At 61.9% G+C, this 18,044-nt stretch carries 13 protein-coding genes; 6 read left to right on the top strand and 7 right to left on the bottom strand.

The window, feature by feature from the left end:
- The 5 genes from VCB98_RS02115 to VCB98_RS02095 form a co-directional block, all read right to left on the bottom strand.
- The coding region (locus tag VCB98_RS02115) for an HNH endonuclease (protein WP_346049986.1) at window positions 1-845 on the bottom strand (845 nt) is incomplete at its 3' end.
- Window positions 846-1,427: 582 nt separating this feature from the next.
- Complete coding sequence (locus VCB98_RS02110) at window positions 1,428-2,513, bottom strand: Fic family protein (protein ID WP_346049984.1); 1,086 nt, start codon at window positions 2,511-2,513, stop codon at window positions 1,428-1,430.
- Between the two features lie 181 nt (window positions 2,514-2,694).
- Complete coding sequence (locus VCB98_RS02105) at window positions 2,695-3,258, bottom strand: cyclin-dependent kinase inhibitor 3 family protein (protein WP_346049982.1); 564 nt, start codon at window positions 3,256-3,258, stop codon at window positions 2,695-2,697.
- 65 nt (window positions 3,259-3,323) lie between these two features.
- Window positions 3,324-3,512, bottom strand: a complete 189-nt coding sequence (locus VCB98_RS02100) for a hypothetical protein (protein WP_346049980.1) — start codon at window positions 3,510-3,512, stop codon at window positions 3,324-3,326.
- Window positions 3,513-3,704: 192 nt separating this feature from the next.
- The gene (locus VCB98_RS02095) at window positions 3,705-4,361 is read right to left on the bottom strand and encodes a hypothetical protein (RefSeq protein ID WP_346049978.1); all 657 of its coding nucleotides are present in this window, start codon (window positions 4,359-4,361) and stop codon (window positions 3,705-3,707) included.
- Between the two features lie 254 nt (window positions 4,362-4,615).
- Here VCB98_RS02095 and recC point away from each other — a divergent pair, with 254 nt between their 5' ends.
- From recC to VCB98_RS02075, 4 genes are all read left to right on the top strand, one after another.
- On the top strand, window positions 4,616-8,110 hold the full coding sequence (gene recC / locus VCB98_RS02090) for an exodeoxyribonuclease V subunit gamma (protein WP_346049976.1): 3,495 nt from the start codon (window positions 4,616-4,618) through the stop codon (window positions 8,108-8,110).
- Window positions 8,107-11,865, top strand: a complete 3,759-nt coding sequence (gene recB / locus VCB98_RS02085; RefSeq protein ID WP_346049974.1) for an exodeoxyribonuclease V subunit beta — start codon at window positions 8,107-8,109, stop codon at window positions 11,863-11,865. Before recC ends, recB begins: the two co-directional genes overlap by 4 nt.
- Entirely contained in the window at window positions 11,855-13,846 is a 1,992-nt protein-coding gene (gene recD, locus VCB98_RS02080) for an exodeoxyribonuclease V subunit alpha (protein ID WP_346049972.1), read from the top strand. Before recB ends, recD begins: the two co-directional genes overlap by 11 nt.
- A gap of 110 nt (window positions 13,847-13,956) precedes the next feature.
- Window positions 13,957-14,640 carry an SIMPL domain-containing protein gene (locus tag VCB98_RS02075; protein WP_346049970.1) on the top strand — a complete coding sequence of 228 codons (684 nt, stop codon included), beginning with the start codon at window positions 13,957-13,959 and terminating at the stop codon, window positions 14,638-14,640.
- Window positions 14,641-14,666: 26 nt separating this feature from the next.
- Here VCB98_RS02075 and VCB98_RS02070 read toward each other — a convergent pair whose 3' ends face one another.
- The gene (locus VCB98_RS02070) at window positions 14,667-14,825 is read right to left on the bottom strand and encodes a hypothetical protein (RefSeq protein ID WP_346049968.1); all 159 of its coding nucleotides are present in this window, start codon (window positions 14,823-14,825) and stop codon (window positions 14,667-14,669) included.
- 26 nt (window positions 14,826-14,851) lie between these two features.
- Window positions 14,852-15,676 carry an ADP-ribosylglycohydrolase family protein gene (locus VCB98_RS02065; RefSeq protein ID WP_346049966.1) on the bottom strand — a complete coding sequence of 275 codons (825 nt, stop codon included), beginning with the start codon at window positions 15,674-15,676 and terminating at the stop codon, window positions 14,852-14,854.
- A gap of 134 nt (window positions 15,677-15,810) precedes the next feature.
- On the opposite strand from VCB98_RS02065, the gene VCB98_RS02060 reads away from it, so the two are divergent.
- Window positions 15,811-16,809 (top strand): helix-turn-helix transcriptional regulator, encoded by a 999-nt coding sequence (locus VCB98_RS02060; RefSeq protein ID WP_346049964.1) that lies wholly within the window; start codon window positions 15,811-15,813, stop codon window positions 16,807-16,809.
- Between the two features lie 190 nt (window positions 16,810-16,999).
- Window positions 17,000-18,031, top strand: coding sequence for a diguanylate cyclase (locus tag VCB98_RS02055; RefSeq protein WP_346049962.1), 1,032 nt, complete (start codon window positions 17,000-17,002; stop codon window positions 18,029-18,031).
- Window positions 18,032-18,044 lie beyond the last annotated feature (13 nt).

Raw genomic sequence — 18,044 nt, 5'->3', positions numbered from 1 at the left:
CGCAGAAACGCCGGGTGCGGCAAGGCATCCGGCGTTTCCGGCAGGCTAATCTGCTTGCCGGAAACAATGAGGCTTTGTGCGCCTGGTGGCAAATCCTTCTCGCTTGCCAGCAGGCGATAGTCGTCATCCAGGGATATCAGGCCCCGATCAAACAGCCAGTGGACCGTCCCGGTGAGAGCAAGGCCATTGCGGACCGAATCTGGCCCTTGGTGCTCGACCGGGCGAATATGCGCCGCCTCCACTTCCGGGCGGCCGCCGCCGTTGATTAGTTTCAGACCGGAGTTGGCACAGGTGTTGTCGTAAGCCCGTCGTACCTGGCGGCGAAAGGCCTCATCCCGGAAGGGCCGGCGAATGAGCTCGTCGTAGATCGGGCGGTCCGTGGCCAATGTCGGGCTTTCTGTTTCCCGCTCCCAGGCGGCGGGCTCTCTCATAAATCCTGCCTGGAGGATTATCTGGCACTCCTCATCAGGCAACTGCCGTACGGCCCGGCCGAAGGCGCCCTTGTTGGTGGCGCCATCGGCCTTGCGAAGCAGGGATTCGTAGTAGTGCTTGCCGTCCCGAAACGAGACCAGATTATCGAAGGGCAGGTAATCGCTGATATCGGCATAGAAATGCCCGGATTGGTCCGGGTCCGGACGGACGCCAGTCACTCGAGCAACGGCGAAATAGGCCTGTCGCCCCCCAGAGCTCGATATACCCTTATCCCGGCGAGGCTCGTAGTAAATGATCCAATCACCCACGGCAGCCTCTACCTGGCGCAGATAGGTCCTGGGAAAGTGATACTGGATCTCGGGGAGATCCTTGTAGTGGGAACCCGGCGAGCTGGTGAAAATGGCCTTGGTCATAGCGTCCCTGTCTCCTAGCCCAAAATCCCCCAGCGGCCGCCACTGCCAGCCGGTACCGACCGTGACGCTTCCTGATTATGACCAATTCGGGGCCAGACCCCAAGCGTCCCGGGGATTTTTACCGGCCCAGGCAGAAACAGAGGCGCAACCCGGCAGCGTCCCTGTCACCCAGGCTACGCCCAGGAGAGAGGCTAATGGCCCACGGCGACAGGGAGTGTCGTGGTGAGCTCGGAGTTGCTGTGGGTGGGGCATTCCTGCCCCGATGAGGCTTCGGCCTGGCCTTTCGCGACAGGAATGTCGCTCCCCACAGGGTGGGCAGAGGGGGGGGGCGCTTACGATTTGGCTGAGGCGCTCTCCAGCACCCGGCGCTGGCGTTCGGTCGCGCGCTGCAGAACCTTTTCGTAGAGCTTTTTTTTCTCACCAGCGGACGCGTTCCGGATGAAATCCGAGAACCGGGTGGATTTGAGCTTTCTGGACTTCGATCCAAACATTTCGCCTACCTCAGTCCCAACAGGTCTTCCAGAGCCGCCCGATCATATTATTTGATCAGGCATGTATATTGGCTCGTTTCGAAAATTTGGGCTACTGGGTTTGTTGGATGTCCATGGGCGGCAGGTCGAACAGCAGGCGCACCAGCTCCCGGTTCACATAATAGTTCTCCCGGCCCAGGCGATGCTTGTCCAGGACCCCACCCTCAGCAAGGGCATCCAGATAGCGGGTCGCGGTGGCCCTGGAGACTGCCAGGTCCTGCTCGACAAAGGCCACCTTGGTATAAGGATGCCGGAAAATGTTGTTTATCAGATCCTGGCTATAGAACTTGTAGTGATCCCGAATAAAGTGCTTGTGCTGCTGCAGAAGCTGGCCAATGGCTTCCACCAACCCAGTGGTGTGCCGGGCGGTCACATCGATACCCCGCAAGAGGTAGAGCAACCAGCTGTCCCACTCGCCGGTTTCCCGCACCTTTTGCAACTCAGCGTAATAGTCTGGCTTGGTTTGGTTGATGTAACGGCTGAGGTAAAGAATGGGTGTATCCAACAACCCCTCACGGACGAGGAACAGGATGTTGATAATCCGTCCAGTGCGGCCGTTACCGTCATAAAAGGGGTGAATGGTCTCAAACTGGTGGTGCGCCACCGCCATGCGCACCAACGGATCTTCCGGGCCATCCGCATGCAGATATCGCTCCAGATCAGCCATCAGATCGGGAACCCGGTACGGACTGGGTGGTTGGTAAACCACTTCGCCAGTCTGCTCATGCTTTAGGACGGTACCGGGTGTTCTGCGAAAGCCGGCATCGTTACCCTCCAGAACGGCCTGGACCTCAAGAATCGTATTCAGTGTGAGCAGCCCGGTATCGCGCACTGCCCGGAAACCGACGTCCAGGCCATCTGCATATCGGGCGACTTCCTTGCTGGACGGATCTACGGACGAAGGCTGAAGTTGGTAGCGATAGAGCGCATCCTGGGTGGTGATGATATTTTCGATCTCGGAACTGCTCTGAGCTTCCTGCAAAGACAGGGTGGACACCAGCAGCCCCTCGTTGGGGATAGTCCTGGCCACACCCTTGAGCTCCGCGAGACTGCGATGTGCTGCCACCAGCGCCCGTAGTACCGTTGGCGTCTCCAGTGCGTCCACCGGAGGAAAGTGCTGCTCAATCTCCAGGGCCATACCCGCCTCCGCATCGCTGCCTGAACGGAATTGCTCAAAATACCGTTTTTTTGAGCAGGTCCAGATTAGCTTCTCAGATTTTGATGGTTTTGAACAGTAACCAAACGAAATTTGGCCGAACTGACTGTATGCGGGGCATTCCTGCCCCGATGGGCTTGGGGCTGGCCTTTCGCGACCGGGCCTAGCAGACCTGGCGGATACGGCGGGCGTGACGTTTGAGCCAGTCGAGCTGGATCTGGGTTTCGATGGCGCCGCGGCGGGCTTCACGGACCTGGCTGACGGCTTCCTTGGGGTTGAGGCCGGCTTCGATCAACAGCGTGGTGGCGATGGTGCCGGCGCGACCCAGGCCGCCCATGCAGTGGACGAGAATCCGTCCGTCATTGATGAGAATATCGTGCAATTCTGGCCCTATCTCGGGCCATTGCTGCTCGAAACGATGATCCGGCGGATGGCGGTCGACGATGGGCAGGTGGTGCCATTGCATCCCACGAGCACGTACTTCCTCGGGCAGTCGCTCGACGCGCAGGCGCTCGAATTCGTGATCTTCAATCAGGGTCAGGACGTGGCTGGCGCCCCAGCCACGGACACGGTCCAGGTCGAGGCTGAGGTTGCGGCACCAGGCGCCGGACTTGCCGTCTGGCTGGTACTTGCCGGGGCAAAGCGTGAGCCCGATCCTGCCAGTGCTGCTGGGGTATTCGATGCTGTCGATGCGGAGTGGATGGGTGAGACTCGTTCTATAGGTCATGGAGGCTCCTTTTGGGGGTGAGCGTCCATTATCGACCACGCATGCGACATCAAATGTCGCGGAAACTATTTTAGCTTGCTTGCACGGATGGTCTGGACTCTGGGGCGATGCCCCGGTGCCTGGGGCGGGAGGACGCAGCGGTAGCGGGTAGCGCCGGTCCGGCCGTCGTGGACGCGGTAGAGAATGTGGACCTTTTCGCCAGTGCTGGCCAGGGTGGCCTGGGTGCCGATTTCGAATTCGCTGTGCTTGTTCATGGGGTGCTCCCTGCGTTCGACTGGATTGCCATGCAGAAAAGGGGGATGCACCCCACCGCTTCCCTGTCAGTGCCAAAGGCCCAACCGGGTGGAGTGCATCTCAGAATCCAGTTTGGAGGCAGGTAGCGACAAGCGGTGTCGCAACGAAGTCGGGGCAGGAATGCCCCTCCCACACCAGTGCTTGTGGATCGGTCAGGACTGGCGGACGGGGTAGCAGGCTTCGCCCCAGTGTTTGTCGGCGTTGTCCATCATGATTTCGATGATGGCGGGGACCAGGTCGCCGAGGATGCGGTTGGCGTCGCTGAGTTGCTGGCGGTTGACCTGGCTGTTCCAGGTGGCGCCGCCGTGGATGAGCTGGTTTCTCAATGTATAAAGCCGGCTGAAGACGATGCCGAGGACCTTGGCGGTGTTCTGGCTGGCCAGGGATTTCTGGGCGGCGGTGCGGGCTCGCTGGAACTGGTCTTCCCAGTCGGCACCACTTTCCAGGCCATTGAGGTGGTCCCAGTAGGGCTGGAAGACGAACTGGTTGTCCAGAAGGACGCGGATGGCCTGGGGGTATTGCTGCCAGACAATGCCGGATAGGCGCCCTGCCCCGTCGAGCTTGTCCATGCGGGCGAGGAAGTCGTTGAACTGGCGGGCCTCGCCGATGTGCTGGTCGCCGGTCTCATTGGCGTAGGCGGCGTTGAAGGCGATCCAGAGAAAGATGAAGCGCCCGTCCGGGTCATCTTCACACTGCTCGGCGCGGTTGAGCCAGCTGAGGGCGCGGTGGACGCGCAGGCTGAGGTGCTCGGGGTAGTTTTCGCGTTCGGCGCGCTGGCGTTGCTTGAGAGTGGCGAAGTCCTTTGCCATGTTTTTGCCTCCGGGCGATGTTCCTTGCTCTCTCTAGTCTTAAGGAGCCGGGGTGTTACGACTGGGCCTGCTCTTTGCTCGGCGGACCGTTGATCTTGCTCCTTGGGCAAGAGGCTTGGGTAAGCGACACAATCTGTCGCATTGATGCGTAGAATTGCTCTCCATTGGAGGCCCAAGGTTTAATGGGCCATTCCAGCTGCAGGGCTAGCCTTGGTCTGGCCCTGCCGTAAGGATACAGTGAACTGGAGTTTTCCGTGAGCCAGCCGCTCTCCGAGCAATCCGAACAGTCCATTCAGCCGGGTTTTGCCGTCCTACATGGCAATCGCCTGGAAGACCTGACCGAAGCCACGGTCGATTGGCTGCGCCAGACCCCATTGGCGCCGCTGGAGAATGAGGTCTTTCTGGTCCAGTCCAATGGCATGGCCCAGTGGCTGAAGCTGGCCCTGGCGTCGGAGGCGGCCGGGGAGGCGCCGGGGCTGGGTATTTCCGCGGCCCATCGCTTTGAATTGCCCCAGTCCTTTCTGTGGCGGGCCTACCGGGCGGTGTTGGGCGATGAGCGAGTGCCGGAGGCCTCGCCCTTTGAGAAGACCCGCCTGCAATGGCGGCTGTTTCGGCTACTGCCCTCGCTGCTGGAGGCAGAGCCCGAGGTTTATCGACCGCTGGCGAATTTCCTCGCCAAGGGGGATTCGCTGCGCAAGCGCTACCAACTGGCCCGGCACCTGGCGGATATCTATGACCAATACCAGGTCTATCGGGCCGACTGGTTGAGTGACTGGCTGGCAGGCGAGGATCAACTGCGCCGCGCCAATGGCGAACCGTCACCCCTCCCCGAGGGCCAGAGCTGGCAGCCCGCGCTCTGGCGGGCCCTGCATGAAGATATTGGTGCGCCCTTTAACCAGGCGTCGCGCGCCGGTATCCACCGGGATTTCGTCGCGGCCCTGGACAAGGGTGAGGCCCACGGCCTGCCCCGGCGCATCGTGGTGTTCGGGATTACCTCCCTGCCCCAGCAGGTGCTGGAAGCGCTGCATGCCCTCTCCCGCCATTGCCAGATCCTGATGCTGGTGCAAAACCCCTGTCAGCATTTCTGGGCGGATATCGTCGAGGACCGGGAGCTTCTGACGCTGAAACAAAGCCGCCACCGCAAGAAGGCCGGCAGCCCCGGCCATCCCCTGCTGGCGGCCTGGGGCAAGCAGGGCCGTGATTACATCGGCCTGCTCTACGACTATGACCTGCCGGAAAAGTACCGGGAGTGGTTCAACAGCATCGACCTCTTCGTGCCGGTGGTCGAGAAAGATGCCTCCGATTCCCTTCTCCAGCAGATCCAGCAGGATATCTTCGATCTCAATCCGCTGCCTACCGAGAAGCGCACACTGGGCGAGGATAACTCCATCCGTTTCCACCGGGCCCACAGCCCGCAGCGGGAAGTGGAGATTCTGCATGACCGCTTGCTGCATGCCTTTCAGCAGGCAGACAAGGCCGGCAAACCCTTGCGACCCAGGGATGTGATCGTGATGGTCCCGGACATTGAAAGCTACGCGCCTTACATCGAGGCGGTGTTCGGCAGCCTGGATGAGAATGACCCGCGCTACATCCCCTACACCATCGGTGACCGCCGCCAGCGCCATGGCACGCCCCTAGCGGTGGCCCTGGAACATTTAATTGACCTGCCCAACTGGCGCTTTACCCTAGGCGATGTGCTGGATCTTTTGGATGTGCCGGCCATTCAACGGCGTTTTGGTCTGCGTGATGAAGACCTGCCGCCCCTGCGCCAGTGGATTCGTGATGCCGGGATCCGCTGGGGCATGGATGCCGAGCAGCGCCAAAGCCTGGACCTGGAAGTGGATTTCGAGGCCAACAGCTGGCGCTTCGGGCTACGGCGCATGCTACTGGGCTATGCCGTTGGCCGGGGCGAGGCCTGGCAGGACATCGAGCCCTACCCGGAGATCGGCGGCCTGGACGCCGAACGCCTGGGGCGGTTGCGGGCCCTGCTGGATACCCTGGAAGCCCAGTGGCAGACCCTGAGCCAGGACGGCACGCCTGCCGAGTGGGCCGATCGCCTGGCCGGTCTGCTGCAAGACCTGTTTGATTTGCGTGATGCCGAGGAACTGCAACTCGAGGCCCGCCTGCTGGAGGCCATGAGCGAGTGGCGGGCCGCATGCGAGGATGCCGGTTTCGATGACGCCATTCCCCTGGGCATTGCCCGCGAAGCCTGGCTGGCGCCGCTGGAGGATGAGGGCCCCGCGCAGCGCTTCCTGGCCGGGCGGGTGAATATCTGCACCCTGATGCCCATGCGCTCCATTCCCTTCCGGGTGGTGTGTCTGTTGGGCATGAATGATGGTGACTATCCCCGTAGCCGCCCGCCACTGGATTTCGATCTCATGAACCAGCGCGGCGAGTACCGACCGGGGGACCGCTCGCGTCGGGAAGATGATCGTTATCTTTTTCTCGAAGCCCTGCTCTCGGCCCGCGAACACCTGCATGTGAGCTGGGTGGGCCGCAGCATTCGCGACAATGAACCCCGCCCGCCCTCGGTGCTGGTGAGCCAACTGCGTGATCACATCCATCATGGCTGGACACTGGATGAGGCCCTTAAGAACGAAGAAAAGCCAAAGACGGTGGTGGAGTCGCTGACCGTGGATCATCCACTGCAGGGCTTCAGCCCCCGCTACGGTGATGACGAGGCGCTGTTCACTTACAGCCGGGAATGGGCATATTCAGAATCGCTGCCGGCAGAAGCCGATGACCAGCCTCTGTCCCTGCCCGATCTGGAACAGCCGGTGGTGCTGCGCGTCTCCGATCTGATGCGCTTTCTCAAGGATGCCCCGGCGCATTTCTTCCGGGAACGGCTGAAGCTGCGCTTTGATGATGAATCCGAAACCCTGGATGAGCATGAACCGTTCACGGTGGCCGGGCTGGATCAATACACCCTGGCCAATCAGTTGCTCGAACCGGTGCGCCAAACAGCGGGCGGGGACACAGGTGCCTTGATCGAGGCCACTGGGCATCGCCTGTTACGCAGCGGCCAGTTGCCTGTGGGCAGTTTCGGTGAACTGAATCTGGAACAACAGAGCCGCCAGGCCATGGCCGCCGCCGAACGCTGGCAAGACCATACCACCCGATGGCCGCAGGCTGCCTCGGCGTTGGAAATCCAGCTTGAGTTCAAGATTGGCGACCAGTCCCTGCGCCTGGAAGACTGGATCAGTGATCTGCGCTGCGCTGACAAGACAAGCCACCTGGCTCGCCTGACCCTCAAGGGTGGGCCCATCAGCAAGGACGGCACGCCCCGCTACAACCGTCTGTTGGAAGACTGGGTAATCCATCTGGCGGTCTCCGCCCAGGGGCAGGCCCTTGAGACCTGGGCCATAGCCTCGGACACCGAATACCAATTCAAACCCGTATCGGCAGAACAGGCCAGCGCCTGGCTTGAGACCATGATGGCCGGCTGGCTGGAAGGGCTGTGCCAGCCGCTGCCCTTGCCGGTCCGCACGACCTTCCACTGGCTGGACAATCACCCGGACGATGAACCGAGCGCCGAGAAACTGGCCAGCCAGTATGAAAGTGACTTCAACACGGGCGAGGTGGATTACGGCGGCAATGCCGCACTCAAACGAGCCTTCCCGGATGCGGCTTCATTGCTGCTGCCCATGAAGGACGAACAAACGGCCTTTGCCTGGTGGTCGCAGGCACTTTATCAGCCACTGATTGAAGCCCTGCAAGTGGATCAGACCAAGGAAGGGGACAAGGCATGAGCAAGAACACGCTGGATCCATTGACGATCACGCTCACGGGCCGTCACCTGATTGAGGCCAGCGCCGGCACGGGCAAGACCTATACCCTGACGGCCCTGTATGTGCGTCTGATTCTGGGCCACGCTGGCCCGAATGAAGCCGAGCGCACCCCCCTGCTGCCGCCGGAGATCCTGGTGGTGACCTTCACCGAAGCGGCGACCAAGGAGCTGCGTGACCGGATCCGCTCTCGCCTGTCTGAAGCGGCCGATTGTTTTCTTGGCCGTGCCGAGCCGGATGCCAAGGATCAGTTTCTGAACGGACTCCTGGATGCCTATTCAGATAAGAAACAGCGCCAGGAAAACGGCGAACATCTGCAGGCCGCCGCCGAATGGATGGATGAGGCGGCCATCTACACCATTCATGGTTTCTGCAATCGCATGCTGCGCCAGCATGCCTTTGACTCGGGCAGCCCCTTTGACCTGGAACTGACCCAGGAACAGGACCGCCTCACCCGCCTGGCGATTGAAGACTACTGGCGCCAGCATTTCTATGGCATGAACCGGGCCGAGCTGGAAGGCCTCAGCGTGGTGCTGCATGGCGAACCGGTCGAGGGCCAGGCCGTGAAAGCCGCCGATGTGACGTCTTTCGCCGACACCCTGAGCAAGGCCATCGGTCATTCCTCGAAACTGGATCACAGCGTACCCGCGGATCTTTTCGAGCAGATCAAACGCGACAGCACCGCCTGGCAAGACGCCATGGCCGGCTTCCGTTCGGCGGTTGAGAATCACTTGGGAGCATTCAATGAGGCGCTGGAAGCGGCCTGGAAGCAAAAATCTCTCAAGACGGGTTCTCGCCCCACGGCGGGCACCTGGCGTGGAAAGGTGTTGCCGGCATTGAAAGAATGGGTTGCGCAGCCGGCGCTGGCCTCCCCTCCCTGTGACCGAAGCCCCTGGAACGAGCTGACCCGGGAAACCCTGGAAAAGGCCACTCGAAAAGGGGCCGAGACCCCGGCCGAGATTCTGGACAGCCCCATCGTCGCGGCGGCCGAGCGGCTGGTGGAATGCACAGGGCAGTTGCAGGCGGCTCGTAATCCCCTGCTGGCCCATGCCTGTGCCTGGATCGAGACACGGCTGAAGCATTTCAAGCAGCAGCAATCGGTCATCGGCTTTGATGACATGCTGGAGGATCTGCACACGGCCCTGAATGCAGAGAATGGCAGCCAGCTCGCCCACACCATTCGCCAGCAGTTCCCGGTAGCCCTGATCGACGAGTTTCAGGACACCGACCCGGTCCAGTACGAGATCTTCAAGGCGGTGTATGGAAAGGAAAGCGGTACCGATGATGGCAGCTGGTTTCTGATCGGTGATCCCAAGCAGGCCATCTACTCCTTCCGCGGGGCGGATCTGGAGACCTACCTGAAAGCGCGCGAGGAATCGGTGGATGCCATCCATACCCTGGGCCGGAACTTTCGCTCCAGCCAGGCCATGGTGGAATCGGTCAATCAGCTGTTCACCCATGCCGGCGATACAGGGGCAGGGCCTTTCAATCGGGCGGACCTGGCCTACCGGGCCGTGGACTGGAATGGCCTCAAGGAGCGATTCACCCGGCAGGGCTACGATGTCCCGGCGCTGACATTCAGCCTGATTAAAAAGGAAAACGAGGACGGGCTGGCGGTCAGCATTCCGATTCGGGAATACCGGGAACACATGGCCGAGGTTTGTGCCAGTGAAGTGGCCAAACTGCTCTGGCAGAGCCAGCAAGGCATGGCGGGTTTCGACAAGGATGGCGAGAGCCATCCCGTGCGGCCCTCTGACATCGCCATTCTGGTTCGAACGGGCAAGGAAGCGGCCTTGGTGCGGGATGCCCTCCGCGAACGCCAGCTTCGCTCGGTCTATCTCTCGGACCGGGAGAACATTTTCAGTAGTGACGAAGCCCTGGATGTGCTGCGCTGGCTGAAGGCAGCGGCGGAGCCTGACTCGGAGAACCATGTGCGCGCTGCATTGGGTACCGCCGCCCTGGGCCATGGCTGGCAGGAACTGGACCGCCTGATCCAGAACGACGGCCTTTGGGAGTCGGAGCTGGAACGTTTTCGTGGCTATGGCCAGACCTGGCAGGAGCGCGGCGTGCTCCCCATGCTGCGCCGACTGATGCGCGAGCACCAACTGGCCCCGCGCCTGTTGCAACAAGCTGACGGGGAACGCCGTCTGACCAATCTTCTGCACCTGAGCGAGTTGCTGCAGGATGCGGCCAGTCATCTGGATGGGGCCCAGGCATTGATTCGCTGGCTGGACGAGCAGATTCAGACGGCCGATGAGGGACAGGCCGGTGATGAACAACTGATTCGTCTGGAAAGCGATGCCGAGCTCATCAAGGTCATTACCATTCACAAATCCAAGGGCCTGGAGTTTCCCCTGGTGTTTCTTCCCTTTGCCTGTGCCTATCGCAAGGAAGACGGCAAGAACCCGCCGATCTGGTATTACGAGAAAGGCCAGCGCCGACTCAGCTTCGAGCCGGATGAAGAAATCAAGGAAGCGGCCGAACAGCTGCGCTTTCAGGAAGACCTGCGCCTGATGTATGTGGCCCTAACCCGGGCCCGCCATGCCTGCTGGGTGGGCATGGCCGGGGTGCGAGAAAGGGCGGCCGACTCGAGAACGAAAGACCCTGAAAAACTCAAGAAGACTGACCTGGAGAACGCCGCCATCGGCCACCTGATTCAATGGCAGGCCGGGGACCCGGCCGAGGAACTGGAAGATCGCCTGACGGAAGTAGCCAGCAAGCATCCGGCGATTGAAACCGTTGACGCCCGCATCGAGTCACCCGATGCGTTTCAGCTCGAGCAGGATGAGGCCGGCATTGCCATGGCGCGGGCCCGTGACTATGAAGCTACCCCACCCAATGCCGAGAGATGGTGGATTGCCAGTTACTCGGCGCTGCTGGAAGACGGGCCCCGGGCCTGGGCACCGGGCTCGGCGGATGAAGATGTAATTGTCGAGGAAAGCCTGTCCGAGGCGCTGGACGACGGCGAAGCCGAGCCGGACAGCCTGCACGCCTTCCCGCGCGGGCCGGCGGCGGGGACCTTCCTGCACGGGCTGCTGGAAGCCTTGGCCGAACGCCATTTCCCGGCTATCGAGGACCGGGCCTTTCAGACGCTTCTCTATGAGCGACTCAATACCCGCCGCTGGCGTCACTGGGGTCAGACGGTCGGGGACTGGATGGAGGCAACCGTGAGCGCTCCCCTGCCCCTGGGTGATGACACGCTGCGTCTGAATGAACTGCAACCCGGGCAGTTCATTGCCGAGCTGGAGTTCATGCTCTCGGTGCATGATGCGGGTGCCGAGGCCATCGACCGGGTCATTCAGCAATATGCTCTCAACGGCGTGGGCCGACCCCAGCTTGGGCAAAACCAGCTCAATGGCATGCTCAAGGGTTTCATTGATCTGGTCTTCGAGCACGAGGGGCGTTATTACGTGATCGATTACAAATCCAATTACCTGGGTGCTTCCGATGCCGCCTATTCACAGACTGCCCTGCGTCAGGCGGTGATCAAGAAGCGCTATGACGCCCAGTACAGTCTCTACCTGCTGGCCCTGCATCGACTGCTGCGGTCCCGGTTGGGTAATGACTATGACTATGAACACCATGTGGGCGGTGCCGGCTGTCTCTTTCTGCGTGGTGTGAACCATGCCAGCCGGGGCCTGCATCTGGAACGTCCGCCCAGGGCTCTGGTGGAGGAACTGGATACCCTGTTCAGTCGGGAGGTGGCTCATGTCCAGTGAACAGCCCGCACTGCCGATCAACACTGCCCTGCCCGCCCGGCTGTCGGACTGGGCCCGCGCCGGCTGGCTGCGTGGTGTGGATCATGCCCTGGCCTGCTTTCTGAATGAAGAAGGCGGCGAACAGGATGAGACGGTCCTGCTCATGGCGGCCCTGACCAGCCAGCAAGTCGGCCAGGGCAATATCTGCCTGGACCTGCAACAGGCCCTGAGTGAGCCGACACGACTATGGCCGGAGTTACCGGATACAGGGGTAGCCGAAGCCATCGACCGCCCCACGGACTGGCTCGGCAAGCAGGAGATGGAAACCCTGACCGCCGTTCTGACGCAATCGGCCGTGATTGCCTGCCCGGCGCAGCAGCGTGATCAAGGCAATGAACCGCTGGTGCTACAGGGCAACCGGCTCTACTTGCGTCGTTACTGGCAGCATGAGCAGGATGTAGCCGCCTCCATCGAGGCCCGGCTGGAGACCGAGGAGACGGTGGCCCCGGACCTGAAGTCACAGCTGGATGCACTGTTTGCCGGCGGGGCCTATCAGCCGGACTGGCAGAAGGTCGCCAGTGCACTCGCCGTGCGATCCGCTTTGACCATCATCACCGGCGGGCCCGGCACCGGCAAGACGACCACGGTGGTCAAACTGCTCGGCCTGTTGCAGGCCAGACAGCTGACCGCGGACCCTGAGCGGCCCCTGCGCATTCGGCTGGCGGCACCCACCGGCAAGGCCGCGGCCCGCCTGAGCGAGTCCATTGGCGGGGCCATTGATGCCCTGCCCTTTGACGAATCGGTCAAGCTCGCGGTGCCGCGGGAAGTGCGAACCCTGCATCGTCTGCTGGGCAGTGTCCGCAACAGCCGCTTCTTCCGTAATGACCGTCATAACCCCCTGCATGCCGATGTGGTGGTGATTGATGAAGCCTCCATGATTGATCTGGAAATGACCGCAAAGCTGCTGGACGCCCTGCGCCCGGAAACCCGATTGATCCTGCTGGGTGACAAGGACCAGCTGGCCTCGGTCGAGGCCGGCGCCGTGCTCGGCGACCTTTGCCAGGGGGCGGATGCCGGCGATTATTCGGCTGACACCGTGGACTGGGTCAAGTCTGCCAGTGGCGAAGAGATTGGCGCGTTCCAGGCACGCGATCAGGCCCCGGCCCTGCGCCAGCACACGGTCATGCTACGCCACAGTCATCGCTTCTCTGCCGACAGCGGCATCGGCGGGCTGGCGGCTGCGGTCAATGCCGGTGACAGCGAACGAACCCTGAGCCTGCTTGGAGAGGGGGACGATGATGTCAGCCTGGCCCTGCTGAAGGATGCCGAAGACAGCCGCATAGAAAAGTTAAGCGTTGCGGGCTACCGGCCTTATCTGGAACAACTCAAGGCCAGCCGACCGGACAGTAATCAGGAACCCGATCCCGACAAGGCCACCCGTGACTGGGCCCGTAAAGTGATTCATCACTTTGGACAATTCCAGGTACTGGCCACGGTCCGACAAGGCATGCTCGGAGTGAGCGGGCTCAATGAACGCATCGCCGCCGTGCTCAGAAGAGAAGGCCTGATTGACAAGGATCGGGACTGGTATGAGGGACGCCCGGTGATGGTGACGCGCAATGATTATGAACTGGGGCTGATGAACGGGGATGTGGGGATCTGTCTGCTGACCCGGCTGGCGGATGATGAACGACCGCGCCTGCGGGTCGCCTTTGAGCTGCCCGGTGGTGATATTCGCCTGGTACTGCCCAGCCGCCTGGACAGCATGGAAAGCGTCTTCGCCATGACCGTGCACAAGTCACAGGGCTCGGAGTTTGACCGGGTGCTGATGGTACTGCCCGAAGTGGACAATCCGGTGCTCACCCGGGAGCTGCTCTACACCGGCATCACCCGCGCCCGGCACCAAGCCACGCTAGCCGGCACCAGCGAGCATCTGATCCGCCTGGCAGTGGCGCGCCGAATCAGCCGCCGCTCCGGACTGCGTGAGCGCCTGAACGCATAGGCTGGCGATCCAGCCATGGCCAGGCAAGTTAGGGGGTTACCCCGGAGAGGCTTCCGATTCAGTCAGTATTGGGGCAAACTGCCCAAGCCATGATCGTTCGAGGAGTACCGATGCGACGACTACTGCCACTGCTGATGATGATGGGCCTTGCCGGGCTACTGGTGGGCTGTGCCGGGGAGCCGGACACGGTGACTGTCTCCGGCAAGGCGGAACGGGAGCTGATGCCGGACTATTACGAAATCTCCCTGCTGCTGGTGGAGCGTGGAGAGGATGAAGCGGCGCTGTCCGAGGCGTTGGAGGAGCGGCTTGCCAATGTCATCTCCCTGGCTCGTGAGCATGGGCTGGAAGAGGATGACATTCGCGCCTGGGAGCTGGAACTGCATCAGGAAACCCACTGGGACCGGGACGAGCAGCGACGGGTCACGGGCGAGATGCGGCTGTCGCGACAAGTGCGCCTGCAGGTGGACGTGGAGCAGGAAATGGGGCCCTTGCTCGGGGCGCTGATCACCACGGGCTGGACACAGATCCAGGGCGTCCGCTCCCGTCTGGCGGACCCCGAGGCGCTGCGTAATGACTTGCTGGGCGAGGCGGTGGCCAATGCCCGCTCTCGGGCGTCGGCCCTGGCCGCCGGCGACGGACGCCAGGTGGGGACATTGCTTCAGCTGCAGGAGGGCGATCGCAGTCGTCCGATGATGGCTCGGGCGGAATTGATGCAGGCGCCGGAGGCGGTCAGCTTCATGCCCGAACCGATAACTGTCTCCGCCGAGGTGCAGGCGGTGTTTCGGCTGGACTAAGGCAGCGCTGATTCCATCCGGGGTTGCTAGAAGCGGCGAAACAGCCTGCCGATGCCGCGCCCTGCCGCGCGGCCGACGACGCGACGGCCGATGCGCCGTCCTACCCGGCCCCGGCGCACGGCGTTGACGTCTCCCAGCAGGCGGGCCAGCCAATAGAGCAGGCCTCTGGTTCGGTTGATGGACATGCGGGATCTCCTATCCGGGCCGCCGGCTAGCGGCCGACGATCAAGTCTTGTCTCGATTCGATATCTTCCGGCAGTTCGCCCGGAAGTGCAAAGCGTTGATGAAAACCTCGGATCACTGCGCGCATGGTGTCTGGCAGCCGCGTCCAGCTTTCACGCAGAATCGGCTCCGGTACGCCGCCGAAGCGGGCTTCTGCAATGCTGCCGGCAATGGCGGCGATGGTGTCGCTGTCACCGCCAATGGACACCGCCTTTCTGATGCTGTCCTCGAAATCCTTCCCCTTTAGGGCGCAGGCAATGGCCTGGGGGACCGAGCCCTGGCAGGAGACATCGAACTCGTAGGTCTCGCGCAAGGCGTCGAGATCATGGTCGAGGCGGTAGTCGAAGGCCTCGGCGATATCCTCGGCGATGGCCGAAGCACTCTGTCCCTGGCGGGCCAATAGGATGGCCAGGGCCACCGCCTGGGCGCCCTTGATGCCCTCGGGGTGGTTGTGGGTGACGGCCGCGCTGTCGTGGGCGATGCGCAGGACCTCGTCGGCGTCCTCGCTGACCCAGCCGGTCGGGCTGACGCGCATGGCCGAGCCGTTACCCCAGCTGTTGTAGGGCGCGGAGCCGCCGGAGCGGGCCCAACTGTGGAAGGAGCCGCCGTAGCTGCAGTGAGGATAGCGGGCGTACCAGGCCTGCAGGGCCCGGTTGAAGGCCCGCTCCTCAATGATGGCTTCGGCCACGGCTACGGTCAGGACGGTGTCGTCGGTGAAATCCGCGCCCCGGCCGAACAGTGGAAAGTCGGTACGGCCGGTGTTGTTGAACTCGTAGACCGAGCCAATGATGTCTCCGGTGATGGCGCCCAGCATTTGATGACTCCCCTGTCGTTGCTTGTTGTATAGTTTCCCTCCGAGATGCGACAGGCGCTGTCGCTCTGTCGCGCCACTCTCACACGCATCGACAGTCAAGACCCCAAAAGTTCTGCCGGAAGGAGCCGGTTGCCATGTCTGAGACATCCATTCGATACGTTCGCATGCTCGAACAGGTGGCCCGCTGGCCCCGGCGGGTGAGTTGCCGGGAGCTGCGGGAGAAATTGGCCGCCGAAGGTTTCGACGTCAGCAAGCGTACCGTGGAGCGGGATCTGGACAAGCTGTCGCGGTGGTTTCCCATCGTTAGCGATGGCGCCTCGCCCCAGGGCTGGTCCTGGAGTCGGGAGGCGCGGGGATTCGAGCTGCCGGCCATGAGCCCGGCCACGGCCCTGGCCTTTCTGCTGCTGAACGAGTTCTCCCGCCCGCTTTTGCCCAACAACATGCAGAGCTTTCTCGACGAGCATCTGACCCGGGCCCGGGAGATTCTCGAGCAGACGGAGAAGAATCAGCCGGGCATGAGTCACTGGTCCGAGCTTGTCGCGGTGGTCCCCCGCAGCCAGCTCCTGCTGCCGCCGAAGGGTGACGCCGAGGCCATCCGCACGGCCTATGACGCCCTGCTGGAAGGCTGCCTGTTCGAGGCCGAGTACCGGGCCGCCTCGCGGGACCTGGAACCCAAGACCTATCGCATCAACCCCCTCGGCCTGATCCTGCGCGACAACGTGCTCTATCTCGCCTGCACCCTTTTCAATTATGAGGACATCCGTCTGCTGGCCCTGCATCGCCTCGGCAAGGCGAGGCTACTGGATGAGCCGGGCTGGTCACCCAAAGATTTTCAGTTGCGGGAGTATGTGGCCTCCGGTGCGGTGGATGTGCTGGAAGGCCCGGAGATTGAGCTGGTCGCGGATTTCGAGCGCGATGCGGCCCGTCACTTGTCGGAAAGCCCCCTGAGCGAGGATCAGCAGCTCGAGGAACGCGGTGAGGACATCACCCGGGTCACGGCCACCGTACGCAACACTCGCCAACTGCGCTGGTGGTTACACGGCTTTGGCGCGGCGGTTGAAGTAATCGCCCCCACCGAACTCCGCGAGGAGATGGCCGCCAATGCCCGCGCCCTGCTGAAACACTACGGATAAACGGTTTTTGAACACCGGCGTGTCCGGATCATGGCCGTACAAACCACCAGTTTCAGCAATACACTCCGTTTCCATCGCGGTCTCCCGTGAGACTATCGAGCTTCCCCTTAGGCCGGGAGCATTTGCGGTGCGGCCCCATTCAAGGGCAGGATAGACTTTTCGGGAGTGCTTAACGGAAGGCACAGTAGGGATGAGACGACTAAGCAAAGGTCCAATCTACGAGCGTTGCCGGGCCGCGCTGAATGAGCATATCCGGCGCTATTTCGTCGAGCGCGATCTCAGAGACACACTGGCCCAATATCACCCGCAGGCCATCGGAGTCGGCACCGGCCGGGGGGAATCGGCCATGGACCCGGCTGGCCTGCGCGAGGTGGTCCGCTCCGACCTGGAAGGCTACCCGGAACCTGTCAATCTGGACATCAAGCATTGCGAGCTCTATCAGGTCACCGAGGACGTGGTGATTTCCCAGATGTTGCTGGACTTCAATATCAACAGCGACACCCACAAGATGACGTTACGGGACTCCCGCCATACGCTTGTCTGGCACCTTCCCGACGATGGCGACGCCCATATCTGCCATGTCCACGTTTCCTTCCCCACGGATCTTCATGGCGAAGAAGAGCCCTACCCGCTCAAGGAACTGGAAGAAGTCTCCCAGATGGTCGATAACCTGATCCACGACCGAACCCAGTCATTGACCGAGTCTTATCGACGGCTGGAACAAATGGTGGTCCGTGACCGGCTCACCGGCATGTTCAACCGGGTACGAATAGACGAGGTATTGGAACAGGAATTCGTGCGGGCCAAGCGCTATCAGCGCCACTTTTCCGTGATATTCATTGACCTGGACCGCTTCAAGAACGTCAATGACAACCATGGCCACCTGGCCGGCGACGAAATCCTCAAGACCCTGGCTACGTATATTCAGGACAATATCCGGATCACAGACACTGCCGCACGATGGGGCGGGGAAGAGTTTCTGGTGGTACTGCCGGAAACCGGCATGGAAGAGGCCTATCAGGTGGCGGAGAAGCTAAGACAGGCCTTCGAACGGGAACCCTTTGAACTGGACGATCAGCAAATCCATATTACTCTGAGCCTGGGCGTTGCGGCCTGCCAGCCTGGCGACAGCATTGAGGCCATTCTTGCGCGTGCCGACAAGGCCTTGTACGAGGCCAAGCGCAACGGCCGCAATCAGACGGTGGTTTCCGGTAGTTGCTGAATCTCCCCCTCGT

Source organism: Natronospira elongata (assembly GCF_034931365.1).
GTDB classification, from domain to species: domain Bacteria; phylum Pseudomonadota; class Gammaproteobacteria; order Natronospirales; family Natronospiraceae; genus Natronospira; species Natronospira elongata.
The sequence above is the reverse complement of the archived record's forward strand: the minus strand, read 5'-3'. Positions and strand labels throughout refer to the sequence as shown.

Coding starts and splice junctions, on each gene's coding strand:
- VCB98_RS02060 (WP_346049964.1), top strand. CDS start 15,811: ATGTCTGAGACATCCATTCGATACGTTCGCATGCTCGAACAGGTGGCC.
- VCB98_RS02065 (WP_346049966.1), bottom strand. CDS start 15,676: ATGCTGGGCGCCATCACCGGAGACATCATTGGCTCGGTCTACGAGTTC.
- recD (WP_346049972.1), top strand. CDS start 11,855: ATGTCCAGTGAACAGCCCGCACTGCCGATCAACACTGCCCTGCCCGCC.
- VCB98_RS02110 (WP_346049984.1), bottom strand. CDS start 2,513: ATGGCCCTGGAGATTGAGCAGCACTTTCCTCCGGTGGACGCACTGGAG.
- VCB98_RS02070 (WP_346049968.1), bottom strand. CDS start 14,825: ATGTCCATCAACCGAACCAGAGGCCTGCTCTATTGGCTGGCCCGCCTG.
- VCB98_RS02095 (WP_346049978.1), bottom strand. CDS start 4,361: ATGGCAAAGGACTTCGCCACTCTCAAGCAACGCCAGCGCGCCGAACGC.
- VCB98_RS02105 (WP_346049982.1), bottom strand. CDS start 3,258: ATGACCTATAGAACGAGTCTCACCCATCCACTCCGCATCGACAGCATC.
- VCB98_RS02100 (WP_346049980.1), bottom strand. CDS start 3,512: ATGAACAAGCACAGCGAATTCGAAATCGGCACCCAGGCCACCCTGGCC.
- VCB98_RS02055 (WP_346049962.1), top strand. CDS start 17,000: ATGAGACGACTAAGCAAAGGTCCAATCTACGAGCGTTGCCGGGCCGCG.
- recB (WP_346049974.1), top strand. CDS start 8,107: ATGAGCAAGAACACGCTGGATCCATTGACGATCACGCTCACGGGCCGT.
- VCB98_RS02075 (WP_346049970.1), top strand. CDS start 13,957: ATGCGACGACTACTGCCACTGCTGATGATGATGGGCCTTGCCGGGCTA.